General features: G+C 69.2%; 13 protein-coding genes. 6 read left to right on the top strand and 7 right to left on the bottom strand.

The window, feature by feature from the left end:
• Nucleotides 1-9 precede the first annotated feature (9 nt).
• The 5 genes from IE136_RS04390 (at nucleotide 10) to IE136_RS04370 (ending at nucleotide 4,583) form a co-directional block, all read left to right on the top strand.
• On the top strand, nucleotides 10-522 hold the full coding sequence (locus tag IE136_RS04390; protein WP_158988559.1) for a Jag family protein: 513 nt from the start codon (nucleotides 10-12) through the stop codon (nucleotides 520-522).
• A 115-nt stretch (nucleotides 523-637) separates the two neighbouring features.
• Nucleotides 638-1,354: a 16S rRNA (guanine(527)-N(7))-methyltransferase RsmG gene (gene rsmG / locus IE136_RS04385; RefSeq protein WP_158988560.1), complete on the top strand. Its 717-nt coding sequence runs from the start codon at nucleotides 638-640 to the stop codon at nucleotides 1,352-1,354.
• A 267-nt stretch (nucleotides 1,355-1,621) separates the two neighbouring features.
• The gene (locus IE136_RS04380; protein ID WP_158994477.1) at nucleotides 1,622-2,698 is read left to right on the top strand and encodes a ParA family protein; all 1,077 of its coding nucleotides are present in this window, start codon (nucleotides 1,622-1,624) and stop codon (nucleotides 2,696-2,698) included.
• Complete coding sequence (locus IE136_RS04375; RefSeq protein WP_158988561.1) at nucleotides 2,695-3,810, top strand: ParB/RepB/Spo0J family partition protein; 1,116 nt, start codon at nucleotides 2,695-2,697, stop codon at nucleotides 3,808-3,810. Before IE136_RS04380 ends, IE136_RS04375 begins: the two co-directional genes overlap by 4 nt.
• Before the next feature lie 155 nt (nucleotides 3,811-3,965).
• The gene (locus IE136_RS04370; protein WP_158988562.1) at nucleotides 3,966-4,583 is read left to right on the top strand and encodes a GNAT family N-acetyltransferase; all 618 of its coding nucleotides are present in this window, start codon (nucleotides 3,966-3,968) and stop codon (nucleotides 4,581-4,583) included.
• A gap of 78 nt (nucleotides 4,584-4,661) precedes the next feature.
• Here IE136_RS04370 and trxA read toward each other — a convergent pair whose 3' ends face one another.
• The 7 genes from trxA to IE136_RS04335 all read right to left on the bottom strand — a co-directional run bounded on the left by trxA (nucleotide 4,662) and on the right by IE136_RS04335 (nucleotide 14,198).
• Nucleotides 4,662-4,994 carry a thioredoxin gene (gene trxA / locus IE136_RS04365; protein ID WP_308432372.1) on the bottom strand — a complete coding sequence of 111 codons (333 nt, stop codon included), beginning with the start codon at nucleotides 4,992-4,994 and terminating at the stop codon, nucleotides 4,662-4,664.
• Nucleotides 4,995-5,045: 51 nt separating this feature from the next.
• Nucleotides 5,046-6,020: a thioredoxin-disulfide reductase gene (trxB, locus tag IE136_RS04360; protein ID WP_158988564.1), complete on the bottom strand. Its 975-nt coding sequence runs from the start codon at nucleotides 6,018-6,020 to the stop codon at nucleotides 5,046-5,048.
• A 126-nt stretch (nucleotides 6,021-6,146) separates the two neighbouring features.
• Nucleotides 6,147-7,064 carry an RsmA family anti-sigma factor gene (locus IE136_RS04355; RefSeq protein ID WP_189599537.1) on the bottom strand — a complete coding sequence of 306 codons (918 nt, stop codon included), beginning with the start codon at nucleotides 7,062-7,064 and terminating at the stop codon, nucleotides 6,147-6,149.
• On the bottom strand, nucleotides 7,061-7,765 hold the full coding sequence (sigM, locus tag IE136_RS04350) for an RNA polymerase sigma factor SigM (protein WP_158988566.1): 705 nt from the start codon (nucleotides 7,763-7,765) through the stop codon (nucleotides 7,061-7,063). The genes IE136_RS04355 and sigM overlap by 4 nt, the downstream gene beginning before the upstream one ends.
• 25 nt (nucleotides 7,766-7,790) lie before the next feature.
• Complete coding sequence (locus IE136_RS04345; RefSeq protein WP_189599535.1) at nucleotides 7,791-9,497, bottom strand: protein kinase family protein; 1,707 nt, start codon at nucleotides 9,495-9,497, stop codon at nucleotides 7,791-7,793.
• 116 nt (nucleotides 9,498-9,613) lie between these two features.
• Nucleotides 9,614-11,836, bottom strand: coding sequence for a murein biosynthesis integral membrane protein MurJ (murJ, locus tag IE136_RS04340; RefSeq protein ID WP_158988567.1), 2,223 nt, complete (start codon nucleotides 11,834-11,836; stop codon nucleotides 9,614-9,616).
• Between the two features lie 46 nt (nucleotides 11,837-11,882).
• A complete protein-coding gene (locus IE136_RS04335; RefSeq protein WP_189599534.1) occupies nucleotides 11,883-14,198 on the bottom strand; it encodes a DUF6049 family protein in 2,316 nt (771 codons plus the stop codon).
• A 180-nt stretch (nucleotides 14,199-14,378) separates the two neighbouring features.
• Between IE136_RS04335 and IE136_RS04330 the strand changes: the two genes are divergently transcribed.
• The gene (locus IE136_RS04330; protein ID WP_158988569.1) at nucleotides 14,379-15,821 is read left to right on the top strand and encodes a CCA tRNA nucleotidyltransferase; all 1,443 of its coding nucleotides are present in this window, start codon (nucleotides 14,379-14,381) and stop codon (nucleotides 15,819-15,821) included.
• Nucleotides 15,822-15,868 lie beyond the last annotated feature (47 nt).

Raw genomic sequence — 15,868 nt, 5'->3', positions numbered from 1 at the left:
AGTCGATCCGTGACGGAAGGCACCATTTCCGCCGCCGCCGAGGGTGGCGACACCCTGACCCGCCTTGAGCAGGAGGGTGAGATCGCGGCCGACTACCTCGAAGGTCTGCTCGACATCGCCGACCTCGACGGCGACATCGACATGGATGTCGAGGCGGACCGGGCCGCGGTCTCGATCGTCAGCGACTCGAGCAGCCGCGACCTGCAGAAGCTGGTCGGCCGCGACGGCGAGGTTCTGGAGGCGCTCCAGGAGCTGACCCGCCTGGCCGTGCACCGGGAGACCGGTGACCGCAGCCGGCTGATGCTCGACATCGCCGGGTTCCGTGCCAAGAAGCGTACGGAGCTCGCCGAGATCGGTGCCAAGGCCGCGTCCGAGGTGAAGGCGACCGGTGAGCCGGTCAAGCTGGACCCGATGACGCCGTTCGAGCGCAAGGTCGTGCACGACGCGGTCGCCGCCGCCGGTCTGCGCAGCGAGTCCGAGGGCGAGGAGCCGCAGCGCTTCGTCGTCGTTCTCCCTGCCTGAGCCCTTTCGCAGTGTCGGCCCCGTCTGCTCGCAGGCGGGGCCGATCTTGTCAGCCTGATACTCAGCCACCACAGTGCGCTCGCACCTATGCGTGCGGTACGGAAGGACGGTTCCCGTGACGGAGGCAGCGGAGCTCCCCCCTGCGCCCGAACAGGCGCGGACGGTATTCGGTGAGTACTTCCCGGAGGCTGTCCGGTACGCGGAGCTCCTCGCGGACGCGGGCGTCAAGCGTGGCCTGATCGGCCCGCGCGAGGTGCCCCGGCTGTGGGAGCGGCACCTGCTGAACTGCGCGGTGCTCTCCGAGGTGGTCCCCGAGGGAGTCACCGTGTGCGATGTCGGCTCTGGCGCCGGCCTGCCCGGTATCCCGCTGGCCCTGGTCCGACCGGACCTGAAGATCACGCTCCTGGAACCGCTGCTCCGCCGGACGAACTTCTTGCAGGAGGTCGTGGAGCTGCTCGGACTCGACCATGTGACCGTGGTCCGCGGCCGTGCCGAGGAGGTGCTCGGCACGCTCCCGCCCGTCCATGTGGTGACCGCGCGCGCCGTTGCCCCATTGGACCGGCTGGCAGGCTGGGGTGTTCCGCTCCTGCGTCCTTACGGAGAGATGCTGGCCCTCAAGGGAGACACGGCGGAGGAGGAGATCGACGGCGCTCGCGCGGCGCTCTCCAAGCTCGGTGTGGTGGAAACCACAGTGCTGCAGGTCGGTGAAGGCATCGTGGACCCGTTGTCGACCGTCGTACGGGTGGAGGTCGGCGAGAGCCCGGGCGGTGTGAGGTTCGCCGCCAAGCGGGCCAAGGCGGCCCGCCCCAGCAGGACCCGTCGTCGTCGCTGAGTCGTCAACAGAGCTCAACTGATCCGTAAAAGCTGCCATACGTACGTATTTCGGAGTGTCGAGCGGTCCTGGGTCGACGGCGAGTGCATCGTGTTTCACGTGAAACGTCGCTCACTGCTGCAGGGGATCATCAGCCGCGGCCGCGCGGCCGCCACGCCCCGGGACCGTAAGCCGCCCGTGAAACCCCCCGCGAGGGTGAGGGGATTGTCCACAGAGGTGGATTCGTCCACAGAACCACGGGCCTCGCTGGTTCACGACCCCGAAAGCATGGCAGGCTCTGTCCATCGCGAGCCTGAAGCCGAGGAGAGTGAATCCTTGCGGTCCGACGCCAACATCGCGGGACCGATGACCGATCCGGTCCCCGGTCCCCGAACCGAATCGGTGGGGGAGGATGTTTCACGTGAAACACCGCCCCCGATGGACGACACCCCCATTGGTCGTGCTGCCCAACTGGCAGTAGAGGCCCTGGGGCGTGCCGGCGAGGGTCTTCCTCGGCCCGCCCAGACGCGCGTCATGGTGGTCGCCAACCAGAAGGGCGGGGTGGGCAAGACGACCACGACGGTCAACCTTGCCGCTTCTCTGGCGTTGCATGGCGCCAGGGTCCTGGTCATCGACCTCGACCCGCAGGGCAATGCCTCGACCGCTCTGGGAATCGACCATCACGCCGAAGTCCCCTCGATCTATGACGTCCTGGTGGAGAGCAAGCCGCTTTCCGACGTGGTGCAGCCCGTACAGGACGTCGAAGGCCTCTTCTGTGCCCCCGCGACCATCGATCTCGCCGGTGCGGAGATCGAGCTGGTATCGCTGGTGGCGCGGGAGAGTCGACTGCAGCGCGCGATCCAGGCGTACGAGCAGCCGCTCGACTACATCCTGATCGACTGCCCGCCGTCGCTCGGTCTGCTGACGGTCAACGCCATGGTGGCGGGGGCCGAGGTCCTGATCCCCATCCAGTGCGAGTACTACGCGCTGGAGGGGCTGGGGCAGCTCCTGCGGAACGTCGACCTGGTGCGTGGGCACCTCAACCCCACGCTGCATGTCTCGACGATCCTGCTCACCATGTACGACGGCCGGACGAGGCTCGCCTCGCAGGTCGCCGACGAGGTACGCAGCCACTTCGGCAAGGAGGTGCTGCGCACGAGCATCCCTCGATCCGTACGCATCTCGGAGGCGCCGAGCTACGGGCAGACCGTCCTCACCTACGACCCGGGCTCCAGTGGCTCGCTGTCGTATCTCGAAGCGGCTCGCGAGATCGCGATGCGCGGTGTGGGCATCCACTACGACCCGCAGCATGCCCGAGCGGGCCACCAGAACAGCCAGCAGAACATGTCGGAGGGGATCCAGTGAGTGAGCGACGTAGGGGATTGGGGCGTGGGCTCGGTGCGCTGATCCCGGCTGCTCCCCAGGAGCGGCAGGTGCCGGCTGTCGGTGTGGGGGCGAGCTCCTCCACCCCTGGTGCCGTTCCGGGACTCTCGACGGAGCGCGGAGTGGCCGCTGCCAAGGTGGCGACTCTTCCGCAGAGTCCGCAGGCCCCGGACGCGGTGATGCCGACGGAGCCGATGCGTGAGAACGAGTCGGCCCTGGAGCCGGAGTCTCCTGCCGGGGCTCACTTCGCCGAGCTGCCGTTGGACTTCATCACGCCCAACCCGCGACAGCCGCGTGAGGTCTTCGACGAGGACGCACTGGCCGAGCTGATCACCTCCATCAAGGAGGTCGGTCTGCTGCAGCCCGTCGTCGTCCGACAGCTGGGCACCGAGCGTTACGAGCTCATCATGGGCGAGCGCCGGTGGAGGGCTTGCCGTGAGGCTGGTCTGGAGCGCATCCCCGCGATCGTTCGTGCCACGGACGACGAGAAGCTCCTGCTGGACGCCCTCCTGGAGAACCTTCACCGGGCGCAGCTGAACCCGCTGGAGGAGGCCGCGGCCTACGACCAGCTGCTCAAGGACTTCAACTGCACCCATGACCAGCTGGCCGACCGGATCGGGCGCTCGCGTCCGCAGGTCTCCAACACGCTGCGTCTGCTGCGTCTCTCCCCGCCGGTTCAGCGTCGGGTGGCCGCCGGGGTCCTCTCGGCCGGCCACGCCCGCGCCCTGCTCTCCGTAGACGACCCGGAGACGCAGGACAAACTGGCGTACCGGATCGTGGCCGAGGGGCTCTCGGTGCGTGCGGTCGAGGAGATCGTGACGTTGATGGGCTCGGAGCCCACGGCCACGACGAAGCCCAAGGGGCCGCGGGCGGGTGGGCGGGTGTCGCCGGCGCTGACGGACCTGGCCTCCCGGCTCTCGGATCGTTTCGAGACGCGCGTGAAGGTCGACCTCGGGCAGAAGAAAGGCAAGATCGTCGTCGAGTTCGCCTCGATAGAGGATCTGGACCGGATTCTCTCGACCTTGGCTCCCGGCGAAGGGTGCGTCCTGGACCAGAGCAACGCCGACCAGAGCGAGGAAGCCGACGAGGGCTGATCTCCCCCGTATCGCCCAGGGCGGGCCGTGCACCGGTGAAGGCCGGACCACGGTCCGCCCTTTGCCTGTGTGCGGTATCGCCCTGATCGTCCGATGGATACGATTCCAGGAGGGCGTATCCATGCTGCGATGGTCAAGGGAAGCGAGGAACAGCCGTGGGGCGTCGGCTCGTACCGCTCACTCTGGACAACCTTCCGGATCTCCCCAAGCGGTGTCGCTCCTGCGTCTTCTGGGAGCTCGACCCCGTCAGCGGAGAGGCCGCCGTGAAAGCGGGCCGGCCAGAGCTGGAGAAGGAAGCCTGGATCTCCGCCGTCCTGTTGGAGTGGGGTTCCTGCGGGCGGGTCGTCTATGTGGACGAGGTTCCTGTCGGCTTTGTCCTGTACGCGCCCCCGGCGTATGTCCCACGGTCCATGGCCTTTCCCACGAGTCCCGTCTCCGCCGACGCGGTGCAGTTGATGACGGCCTGGATCATGCCGGGCTATCAGGGGCAGGGACTCGGGCGGACGATGGTGCAGACCGTCGCCAAGGATTTGCTGCGGCGGGGGTTCAAGGCGATCGAGGCCTTCGGTGATGCCCGGTGGAAAGAACCGGCGTGCGTGCTGCCGGCGGACCACCTCCTGGCGGTGGGCTTCAAGACCGTACGGCAGCACCCCGCGCATCCCCGGCTGAGGTTGGAGCTCAGGACGACGCTCTCCTGGAAGGAGGACGTCGAACTCGCCCTGGACCGGCTTCTGGGAGCCGTTCAGAAGGAACCGGTGCTGCGGCCGCTGTAGTCTCACCTTCAGTCGGTACGACAACGGCCCGTCCCTCGAAGGGGACGGGCCGTTCGTGTTTCACGTGAAACAGAGGCGTCAGGCCTTGCTGGCCTCGACGAAGCCCTCGAGGTCACGGAGAATCGCGGCCTTCGGCTTGGCGCCGACGATGGTCTTCACGACCTCGCCATTCTGGTAGACGTTCAGCGTCGGGATCGACATGACGCCGTACTTCGCGGCTGTGGCCGGGTTCTCGTCGATGTTGAGCTTCACGATCTCGATCTCGCCGTGCTCGGCGGCGATGGCCTCCAGCGACGGGGCGATCTGGCGGCACGGGCCGCACCACGCGGCCCAGAAGTCCACCAGGACGGGCTTGTCGCTCTTGAGAACGTCCTCTTCGAAAGAAGCGTCGGTCACGGTCTTCAGGGCCACAGCGGCCTCCTTAACTTCGCGGGGTGTGGGGTGGGGAGGAAAGCCGGTGGGTCAGACCGCGGGGGTCTTCTCCGGCTCGGCGAGCTTGTCGCTGTCGGCGAGGGCGGCCAGGAAGCGCTCGGCGTCCAGGGCGGAGGAGCAGCCCGTTCCGGCAGCGGTGATCGCCTGACGGTAGGTGTGGTCGACGACGTCACCGGCTCCGAAGACACCGGGGATGTTCGTCCGCGTCGACGGGGCGTCGACCTTGAGGTAACCCTCCTCGTCCAGCTCCAGCTGGCCCTGGAAGAGCTCCGTGCGCGGGTCGTGGCCCACGGCGATGAAGAGACCGGTCACCGGCAGCTCGCTGGTTTCGCCGGTCTTGGTGTTCCGGAGCGTCAGACCGGAGAGCTTCTGGTCGCCGTGGATCTCGGCGACCTCGCTGTCCCAGGCGAACTTGATCTTCGGGTCGGCGAAGGCGCGCTCCTGCATCGCCTTCGAGGCGCGCAGAGTGTCACGGCGGTGGACGATGGTGACGGACTTGGCGAAGCGGGAGAGGAACGTGGCCTCCTCCATCGCGGTGTCGCCGCCGCCGACGACGGCGATGTCCTGGTCCTTGAAGAAGAATCCGTCGCACGTGGCGCACCAGGAGACACCGCGGCCGGAGAGCACGTCCTCGTTGGGCAGGCCGAGCTTGCGGTGCTGGGAGCCGGTCGTGACGATGACGGCCTTCGCGCGGTGCACGGTGCCGGCGGTGTCCGTGACGGTCTTGATGTCACCCGTCAGGTCCACGGCGACGACGTCGTCCGGGACCAGCTCGGCGCCGAAGCGCTCGGCCTGGGCGCGCATGTTGTCCATCAGGTCCGGGCCCATGATGCCGTCACGGAAGCCGGGGAAGTTCTCCACGTCGGTGGTGTTCATCAGGGCGCCACCGGCGGTGACAGCTCCCTCGAAGACCAGCGGCTTCAGCGACGCACGTGCTGTGTAGAGCGCAGCGGTATAACCCGCGGGCCCCGAGCCGATGATGATCACGTTACGGACGTCGCTCACGGGTTTCTTCCTCGTCTCTGCAGACTGCCTACTGCCTACGGGGCGATCGGTCGGTGACTCTCACCCCACCCAACGGATCCTAAGGGGCGAGCATTCCCGAGTCCGCCGCGCGGCACGGTGGCCACGTCAGGAGCGAGGGTAGGACTGCGTGAGGAGAACCTTCGCCCTGCCTTTCCCGCCCGCGTCCGTGCAGGAGGCGTCCAGCACGTAGGCCTGCACACGAGAGCCGTCGGTGGCATGGGGCAGCAGGAGGAGATAGGCCGCTGTCCCCTGGTACTCCCCCTTCTGGAAGGCGAGAACCGGTTCGGTGCGGCCGGTGCCCGCTGTGACGCAGCCCGGCGCCGACTCGGCCGTGCCTCGCATCGGGGTGTCACCACCCTCGGCGGACATCGACTCGGGGGCCGTCCCCCGGGGGGCCCTCACGTTGTCCTCCTGATGCAGGAGTGCCTGAACCCGGGCCTCGACCGGCGTGCCGTCGAAGTGGCCGGACGCGGCGGAGCGGACGGCCGTGTCACTTTTTGTGTCGCCGGATTCGCCGCTGAGGGTCTGTACGCCTCCCTGGACGAAGAAGAGGCTCATGCCCAGGGCCGCGGCTCCGAAGGCCGCGCCGAGCGCCGCGATGCGGCGGCGCCGCGCCCTGCCGGGTCGGCCAGGCCCCGTGGCGGCCCGAGGGCGTCCGGCGGGGCGGTCAGCCGTCGGCGACGGCGGCGAAGACAGGGACGGCTCGGGCCGAGTGCTCGCTGTTTCACGTGAAACATCGGTGCCGACGTCCGGGGTGGTGGCGTCGAGAAGCGCTTCGGCGGCCAGAGCGGCGGCGATCCGACCGGCGATCTCGGCGGGCATCCGCGGTGGGCCGGGGAGCGTTCCCAGCAGCCCGCGGATCTCCTCCAGTGAGGCCCGTACATCGGCGCAGAGCGGACAGCCCTCGATGTGCTTGCGTACGGCAGCGGTCCGGGACGGCGGGAGCAGCCCCTCGGTGAGGTCGGAGATCTCCGTGACGTCCGGGTGCTGTGTCGTGTCGGCCATGCCGGTCGTGGAACTCACGCGCGCCCACCTCCGCCCTTCACAGCTGCCGGGCCGTTCGGACCGGTATTCGATGACCCCGACACCGGTGGGACGGATGTCCCCGGCGTCCGGTTCCTTCCCCCGTCGAGGCCTTCGTTACCCACCGTGTCGGCGCGCAGATGAGTGAGCATCGGCAGCAGCCGGGCCCGGCCGCGTGCACAGCGACTCTTCACTGTTCCGGTGGGCACATCCAGGATGCGTGCCGCCTCGGCGACGGGGTAGCCCTGCATGTCGACGAGGACGAGCGCTGCGCGTTGTTCCTTGGGGAGCGTGGCGAGGGCGGCCAACAGCTCGCGGTGGAGGTCCTGCCGCTCGGCGGGAGCCTCGGCGGACTCCGCCGGCTCGAGGAGTTGCTCGAAGCGTGCGGTGTCGTCGACGGGGGAGGTCTTGCGGGAGGCGGTCTTGCGGGCTCGGTCGAGGCAGGCGTTGACCGTGATCCGGTGGAGCCAGGTCGTGACGGCCGACTGGCCACGGAAGGTGTGGGCGGCCCGGAAGGCCGAGACGAGGGCGTCCTGGACGGCGTCAGCGGCCTCCTCGCGGTCCCCCAGGGTCCGCAGCGCCACCGCCCACAGTCGATCGCGGTGGCGCCTTACGAGCTCACCGAAGGCTTGGGGGTCACCGGCGACGTGCCGCGCCAGCAGTTCCTGGTCGCTGGTGTCGTCGCCTATGGATTCGTCCAACGGTGAGCCTCCTCCCCAGGTGGCGTTAGCTGGTGATCTTGATGTCCGAGATCTTGCCGCGGTAGCCGCCCGCGTTGCTGGGCAGCTCTGTCAGCCAGACGAGAACGTAGCGCGTCTTCACCGGCTTGGCCGGGGCGAGCGTCACGTGCGTTCCCGACTGCGCGGCCAGGGTGGTGAAGCCGTCGGGCGAGGAGGGCTGGGACGAAGCGCCCTCGGGCGCCGTCCGCAGCTGCACCGAGGTGGTGCCCTCGAACGTGACCTCCACCTTGCCGACCTGCTGGACCGTGCCGAGGTCCAGGACGATCCCCAAACCCTCCTTCAGCCTGCCGAAGTTCGGGTAGCCGTAGTAGTTGGACGTCTGCCACGACGTGGACGGGTCGCCGTCGTAGGCGTTCCCTATCTCCGAGGGGGTTTCGGAACCGTCGCCGAGCGGGTCGAAGTCGTGCGCCCCGATGATGGCGACCGGCTTGCCCGTCGTCTGTTCCTTCTTGTCCTCGACGTCCTGCGGCTGGGTGTTCTTGGGGGTCTCGGCCCCCTTCTTCTGGTCGAGCAACCGGTCCGCCACCTGCCAGCTGCCCAGTCCGAGCGCCGCGATGAGCAGTGCCGAGACGGCCCACTTCAGGACCCTGCCGGTACGGCTCTCCAGCGGGGCGGGGGGCGGCACGGGCGGCTGGAGGACGGTGACGCCCGGCCGCTGCTGGGGGCGGCCGTAGGTGCCCTGCTGGTAGGTGGTGCGCTGGTACTCGGGCGGGGCGGGGAACTCCGGCTCCGGCGGGCGGATGCGGGGCATCGCCGCCACGGCCTTGGCGAGCTCGTCCGGGGTCGTGCACGGCGGCTCCTGGCGCGAGGCGGTGGCCCCGTCGTTGGCCAGGGCGCGCATGGCGATCTCGGACAGGCCGCGGTGGACCCCGGCCCTCACCTGGTCGGGAGGAAGCAGTCCGACGCCCTTGGGGAGTCCGGAGAGCCCGTAGGCGTCGCTGTCGTAGGGCCAGCGCTGCGTCAGCGACGCGTACAGCAGAGCGCCGATCGACTCGGTGTCGGTGCGCTGCGGTCGCTCCGCGCTGATGCCACGCAGAGCGGCGTTCACGGCGAGGCCGCGGATCCGGTACTGGCCGGTGGAGCTGCGCAGTACGGCGCTCGGTGTGAGGCGCAGGTGGGCGAGGCCTTCACGGTGAGCGGCGGCCATGGCCTGGGAGACCTGGCTGACAAGCTGGTAGGCGTCGTGCGGCTCCAGCGGGCCCGCGGCGAGCAGCGCGGTCAACTCGACGGAGTCGGGAAGCCACTCGTGCACCACGTACACGAGGTCGTTCTCCTCGACGGCGTCGAGGACCTGGACGAAACGGGGGTCGCCGAGCAGCGCCGCGGAGCGGGCCGCGGCGAGGACCGAACGGGCCCGGGGGTGGTCCGCAGGCAGCAGGTGAACGCCGACCGCGCGACGCAGCTTCTCGTCGACGGCACGCCAACTGCTGAAACCGTCCAGACGAGTGACGCACTCCTCGAGGCGGTAGCGCCTGGCCAGTTTGTGCCCGCTGTGCAGTTCGGGAGTCTCGATGGAGGGCTGTTCGCCGTTCTGCCGGTCGCCGGCCTTGTTGTCTGCGTCGTCGGCGGACTTCTCCGCCGTGTCCTGCGCTTCCGCCACCCCGTCGGTCGCGGCCTTCTCCGCCTTGGCGGTCAGCGGGTCGTCACCGCTGTTGTCGGCCACGTCGACGGCAGCCGTGCTACGTTCCGCCACCGTCGTTCCTGCCTCCCCATCCGTTGCGCCACATCCCACAGCCAAGCCAATTGTGCCCACAGTCGGCCCCTGTGCACGACACGCGGGGGCCGACGATGGTGTGCGGGGCCGGCTTCTTACCGTCCCAGGCGTCCACGGACCATACCCACCATGGAGTTCAGCTCTGCGATCCGCATGCGCTTTGCGGCCACGAAGAAGACTGCGAGGAGCACGACACCGCCCACCAGCAGAGCCACGAGCGAGCCGACAGCACCTTCCCCGAGGGTCTTCAGGAGCCCGAATCCCACCGCGCCGGCGACGATCGCGGCGGGCAGCGACGCCAGGCAGAGGCGCGCGTAGGTCCGCATGACATGGGCGCCGTCCAGGTCGCCGCCCAGCCGGTTGCGCAGGCGACGCCAGGCGACGCCGACACCCACCGCGTACGCCAGCCCGTACGAGCCGGCCATGCCGACGACGGCCCACTGGGCGGGGAGCAGGAAGTAACAGGCGGCCGAGGCAGCCGCGTTGACGGCGGCGACGATGACCGTGTTGTAGAACGGCGTCCTGGTGTCCTCGTAGGCGTAGAAGCCACGGAGGACGACGTACTGGACCGAGTACGGGATCAGGCCGAGGCCGAAGGCCATCAGGATGAAGCCCATGCCCTGGGCGGCCTCGATGCCGCTGGAGGCGTAGAGCAGGGTGCACATCGGGACGCCGAGCGCCAGGAACGCGAAGGCGACCGGGACGATGGCGACGGCCGAGTTCCGCAGACCCTGGGAGATGTCGTCGCGGACGGTACCCGGGTCGTCGTCGTGGGCCGCGCGGGCGAGACGGGGCAGCAGCGCCGCCATGACCGAGACGGTGATGATGGCCTGCGGCATGCCCCAGATCAGCTGGGCGTTGGAGTACGCGAGGAAGCCGGCACCGTCCTTGCCGGACTCCTCACCGGCCGCGGTGGCGAGCTGGGTGACGACCAGCACCCCCGCCTGGTTGGCCAGGACGAACAGCACGGTCCACTTGGCGAGTTTGACCGTCTTGCCGAGACCGTGGCCCTTCCAGTCGAAGCGGGGGCGGAAGCGGAAACCCGCCTCGCGGAGGTAGGGGATCATCGCCAGGGCCTGGACGACCAGGCCGAGCAGGGTGCCGATGCCGAGCAGGCGGATGCCCTCGTCCGGAATGGTCTGCACACCCATGTGGGACTCGGCGGAGGTGCCGTAGACCCAGATGAACAGGCCGAAGGTGACGATCATGACGATGTTGTTGAGGACGGGCGTCCACATCATCGCGCCGAACTTGCCCCGGGCGTTGAGGATCTGACCCATCACCACGTGCACGCCCATGAAGAAGATCGTGGGCAGGCAGTAGCGGGCGAACGTCACGGCGACGCTGTTGGCCGCGGCGTCGTCGGCGATGGTGTTCGACATCAGCCGGATCAGAAGCGGGGCCGCGAAGACGGCGGCGGCCACGATCAGGCCGAGCGCCACCATGACCAGGGTCAGCAGACGGTTGGCGTACGCCTCGCCACCGTCCTCGTCGTTCTTCATCGAGCGGACCAGCTGCGGCACGAAGACCGAGTTGAGCCCGCCGCCGACCGTGAGGATGTAGATCATCGTCGGCAGTGTGTACGCGACGGTGAAGGTGTCGCCGAGCAGTGCGGCGCCGAGCGCGCCGGTGATGAAGAGGCTGCGGACGAAGCCGGTGAGACGCGAGACCAGGGTGCCGGCCGCCATCACCGCGCTGGACTTCAGCAGCCCCGAGGCACGGCCTGGCTTCTTGGGGGCGGGTGCGGGCATCGGATCGGGCTCCGGAGCGGGCGAGGGCACCTGGCCGGGGGCCTGCTGGTCCCGGTAGAGGTGGGCGAAGGCGTCCGGCTCGGGCAGCTCGTCGCCGGCCCGGGTCACCAGGTCGTCCACGCCGGTGAACTGGACCGTGCGGGCGTCGTCGCCGTAGGGCAGGTGACGGGAGGGCCCGTCCGGCTCAGGTGCCGGGGTCTGCGCCCAGACCCGCGGGTCCGGGGCGTGCTGAGGCGTGGCGGGCTGCTGGTAGAGCGGCTGCGGCTCCTGGTAGGTGCCCGGAGGGGGCGGGGGGTGCGCGGCGCGGTCGTAGAGCGCCTCGGTCACCGGATCCTGGGCCGACAGGTCTTGGGCCTGGTAGGGATCGTGCGTGTAGGCGTCCTGGACATAGGGGTCCTGGGCGTACTGGTCCTCGGCGTACTGGTTCTGGGCGTACGGATCCGAGGCGGGCTGCTGCGGCGGGGTAACCGGCGCCTGGCCGGGTCCCGGGGGCGCCGCGGGCGTTTCACCGGACGGCTCGCCGCCGCCCACGCCCTGGCCGCGGTCACCGTCGTACGGCGCGTTCATGGTTTACCCCACCTCATCGTCCCCGGCCGACCGGCCACGACATCGCTCAACGGTCCACTTTCTCACCCGGGCCCGACGGGGCGCCGCTTTCGGGACCGGTGTCCGGTGTCGGGTCACTCGGCTGCTCGGGATCGTCGTCCTGTGCGTCCTCGGCCTCGGCGCCCTCGGCCTTGTCGGCCTCGGCCTCGGCGTTTCGGGCGGCCGCCCGCTTGCGCTGGGTGTACATCCTCGCGCCGGCGAGGACGAGCAGCAGGACACCGCCGGCGAGGACGAGCATCACGGTCGGAGTGATCTCCGAGACCTTCACGGTGAAGGTCATCGGCTGCCCGTACGGCGTGCCGTCCTCGGTGAAGAGCTGGGCTTTCATCGGTACCGGCCCGTTGGCGTTGGCCGAGGCGGTGAACTTCACGGACTGGCTGTGCCCGGCACTGATCCTGACCGGCAACTCGGCGACGGCGTCGCCCCCGTTGAGCTTCAGTCGCGTCTTGTTGCCGGAGGTCAGCCGCAGCACCAAGTGGTCCACGCCCTGCAGCAGCTTGTTCTGCACGGTGACCGGGATGGTCGCGCTGCGACCGGAGAGCATGAGATCCGACTTCTCGATCAGCCGGACCTCTTCGGTCAGGCCCCGAAGATATTCGAGCACCTCGATCCGGTACAGCGAGGCGGAGGGGGCCTGACCACGCCAGGAGGTGGACATCTCTCGGCTGATCGCGGTGCCGAAGGGAGTCACCACGCGGTCGGCCTGGGTCAGGATGACCTTGAAGTCGTCGAGCTCCTCGCGGGTTTCCTTCATGTCCCGGAAGGCCTGGACGGGCAGCTCCTGCCGCCGCAGTGCCTGCGGATAGCGGGAGACACCGGGCACCGCGGTGGACGCGTCCGGGTCCGGCTTCACCGCCGCCGCCGCGATCAGGTCGAGGGGCTCGGTCCAGCGCTGCGCCGACAGACCTCGCAGCGCGCTCGCCATCGTCTGCGCCTGGGCTGTCGTCGGCATCCGCTGGGGCGCGACGACGACGCTGCGCTGCTGGTCGGGCTGTTCCAGGGTGACCGCGAGCGACTGGGCGAGGAACTCCTGGACAGCGAGGGTGGAGTTCCCGGTGCGCGCCAGGTCGCCCTCGAACGCCGTCGACAGGTAGGCATCGCTGACGACGGCGGTGGTGCCACCCCCGATGGGCCGCGCGGCCGTGGGCGTGTACGGGAGGTCGTCACGGAAGCTGTCGCTGCGGGCGATCACCTTGTGGGCGCCGGCCGAGGTCGCGACGTCCATGATCGAGGGGTCCACGGCTCCGTCGACGGGCCAGGAGAAGTCGGTGGACGGCTTCACATGAAGGATGGTCTCCACGGTCGTCGCGGCCAGCTCCGTGGCGGGCTGGAGATGACTCAGCGACCCGGGCACGTCCTTGCCGCGGTGCGCGAGTGAGGCGATGTCGGGGTCGGCGAACGGCAGGGCGACGATCTTGCGATCCACCACAGCCTTCTCCAGCGAGTCCAGCCAGCGCTTGGCGACGGACTGGTTCGTGCCCGGCACGGTGGTCGTGCCGCTCTTGACCTGGTAGCTCCTGGTCATGGCCTCGACCGTGGCCAGCAGGTCCGGATCGATCACCCACGTGACCGGGAGCTCCTTGCCGAGCGTGACCATGTGGTCCAGCCGCCCGCCGGGTGCGATCTCCGCGGCCAAATCGTCGTTCTCGAAGACGGGGGTCTGCTGGTCGTCCGTGCCGGTCTGCGCGGAGACCCGCGCGGAGGAGATCAGCGGCCAGAGGTAGGTGAGCTGGGTCTTCTTCTCCGTCGCCTCGGGCTGGTAGGGCAGGAAGGTCCGCTCGATCCCCAGCACCCGCTCGCCGGGCTGCGCGGTGGTCTGCCCCGACAGGGAGACGCCCAGCTGGTAGACGCCTGGGTCGTCGAGCCCGAGCTTGGCGACGGGCAGGGAGAGGACGAACTCCTTGCTGAGACCGGCGGCCAGTCGCGGGATCTTGACCGTGTAGGTGCCGCCGAGGGGCGCCGGATCGCTGCCCTGCCGGAAACCGGTACGCCCCGAGACCTGCTCGATCTGGCTCCGGCTGGTCATGCGGGGGCCGACCCTGAGGTCCACCCGGGCGTCGGTGACGGTCTGCCTGCTCTTGTTGGTCAGAGTTCCGGAGACGGTGAGGGTGTCGCCCTCCACCGGGGCGCTCGGCGCGAGCGTGTCGAGAGACACATCGACGGTTCGTGATCCGGTGGGCTCCTCGGCGGATGCCGCGGTGGCCGCCGGTAGCTGCAGGAGTCCGGCGAGCAGCGGTGCCCCGGCGAGCAGAGCCGCCGTGCGCCGCAGCCATCGGCGGGCAGGTGAGGGAACGGTCCCCTGGATGTCTGCCGCCTCGGCCACGCGTTCGCCCGTCCTCGTCGTATCAGTGGTGTCGGTGGTTCCCCGTTGCTGTGTCCACGCATGGTAACGAGGCACGCTGTGGCCAGGTGCCGGGGACTGCTCCAGCTGATGCCGGCGGACTGATCGCCCGCCGGAAATCGAGGACGTCGCCGGGGGCCGGGGCACGTACCCTTTTCTGTTGTGCCGAACGCCAACGAAGACACCCCGACTGCACTGAGCCAGGTGCAACGCCGCGCGGTCAGTGAACTGCTGCGTGTGTCCCCTGTCGCCGACGACCTCGCCGTCCGTTTCCAGGAGGCAGGGTTCAGCCTCGCGCTGGTCGGCGGCTCGGTACGGGACGCGTTGCTCGGCCGGCTCGGCAACGATCTCGACTTCACGACCGATGCCAGGCCCGAGGACGTACTGAAGATCGTCCGACCCTGGGCCGACGCTGTCTGGGAGGTCGGGATCGCCTTCGGCACGGTCGGCTGCCAGAAGAGCGGCTACCAGATCGAGGTGACGACTTACCGGTCCGAGGCGTACGACCGCACCTCGCGCAAGCCGGAGGTCTCCTACGGCGACTCCATCGAGGACGACCTCGTGCGGCGTGACTTCACCGTCAACGCCATGGCCGTGGCGCTCCCGGAGAAGGAGTTCGTCGACCCGCATGGCGGTCTCGACGACCTCGCCGCCCGCGTTCTGCGCACCCCCGGCACCCCGGAGGAGTCCTTCTCCGACGACCCCCTGCGCATGATGCGTGCCGCGCGCTTCGCCGCACAGCTCGACTTCGAGGTCGCTCCCGAGGTCGTCACGGCCATGACGGAGATGGCCGGCCGACTGGAGATCGTCTCCGCCGAACGGATCCGTGACGAGCTCAACAAACTGGTGCTCTCGGCCCACCCCCGAAAGGGCCTCGGTCTGCTCGTCGACACGGGCCTGGCCGAACACGTCCTCCCCGAGCTGCCGGCGCTGCGGCTCGAGAGCGACGAACACCACCGGCACAAGGATGTCTACGAGCACTCCCTGACCGTGCTGGACCAGGCGATCGACCTGGAGGAGGACGGGCCGGACCTCGTGCTGCGGCTCGCCGCCCTCCTGCACGACATCGGCAAGCCGCGGACCCGCCGCTTCGAGAAGGACGGCCGGGTCTCCTTCCACCACCACGAGGTGGTCGGCGCCAAGATGACCAAGAAGCGCATGACGGTGCTCAAGTACTCCAACGAGATGATCAAGGACGTCTCGCGCCTGGTGGAGCTGCACCTCCGCTTCCACGGGTACGGGACCGGCGAGTGGACCGACTCCGCGGTGCGTCGCTATGTCCGCGACGCCGGCCCGCTGCTCTCGCGGCTGCACAAGCTGACCCGTTCGGACTGCACCACGCGGAACAAGCGGAAGGCCGGTGCGCTCTCCCGGGCGTATGACGGGCTGGAGGAGCGGATCGCGCAGCTCCAGGAGCAGGAGGAGCTGGACGCGATCCGCCCGGACCTGGATGGCAACCAGATCCAAGAGGTCCTCGGTATCCGGCCCGGTCCGGCCGTCGGGCAGGCGTACAAGTTCCTGCTCGAGCTGCGACTGGAGAACGGGCCGATGGAGCAGGAGACCGCCGTCGCAGCGCTCAAGGAGTGGTGGGCGGCTCAGCAGTGAGCCGGATCGGTCGATGTTTCACGTGAAACATCGACCGGCTGGGGTCG

The organism is Streptomyces lateritius (genome assembly GCF_014649715.1).
GTDB classification, from domain to species: domain Bacteria; phylum Actinomycetota; class Actinomycetes; order Streptomycetales; family Streptomycetaceae; genus Streptomyces; species Streptomyces lateritius.
This window is presented reverse-complemented; position numbering and strand designations above follow the sequence as displayed.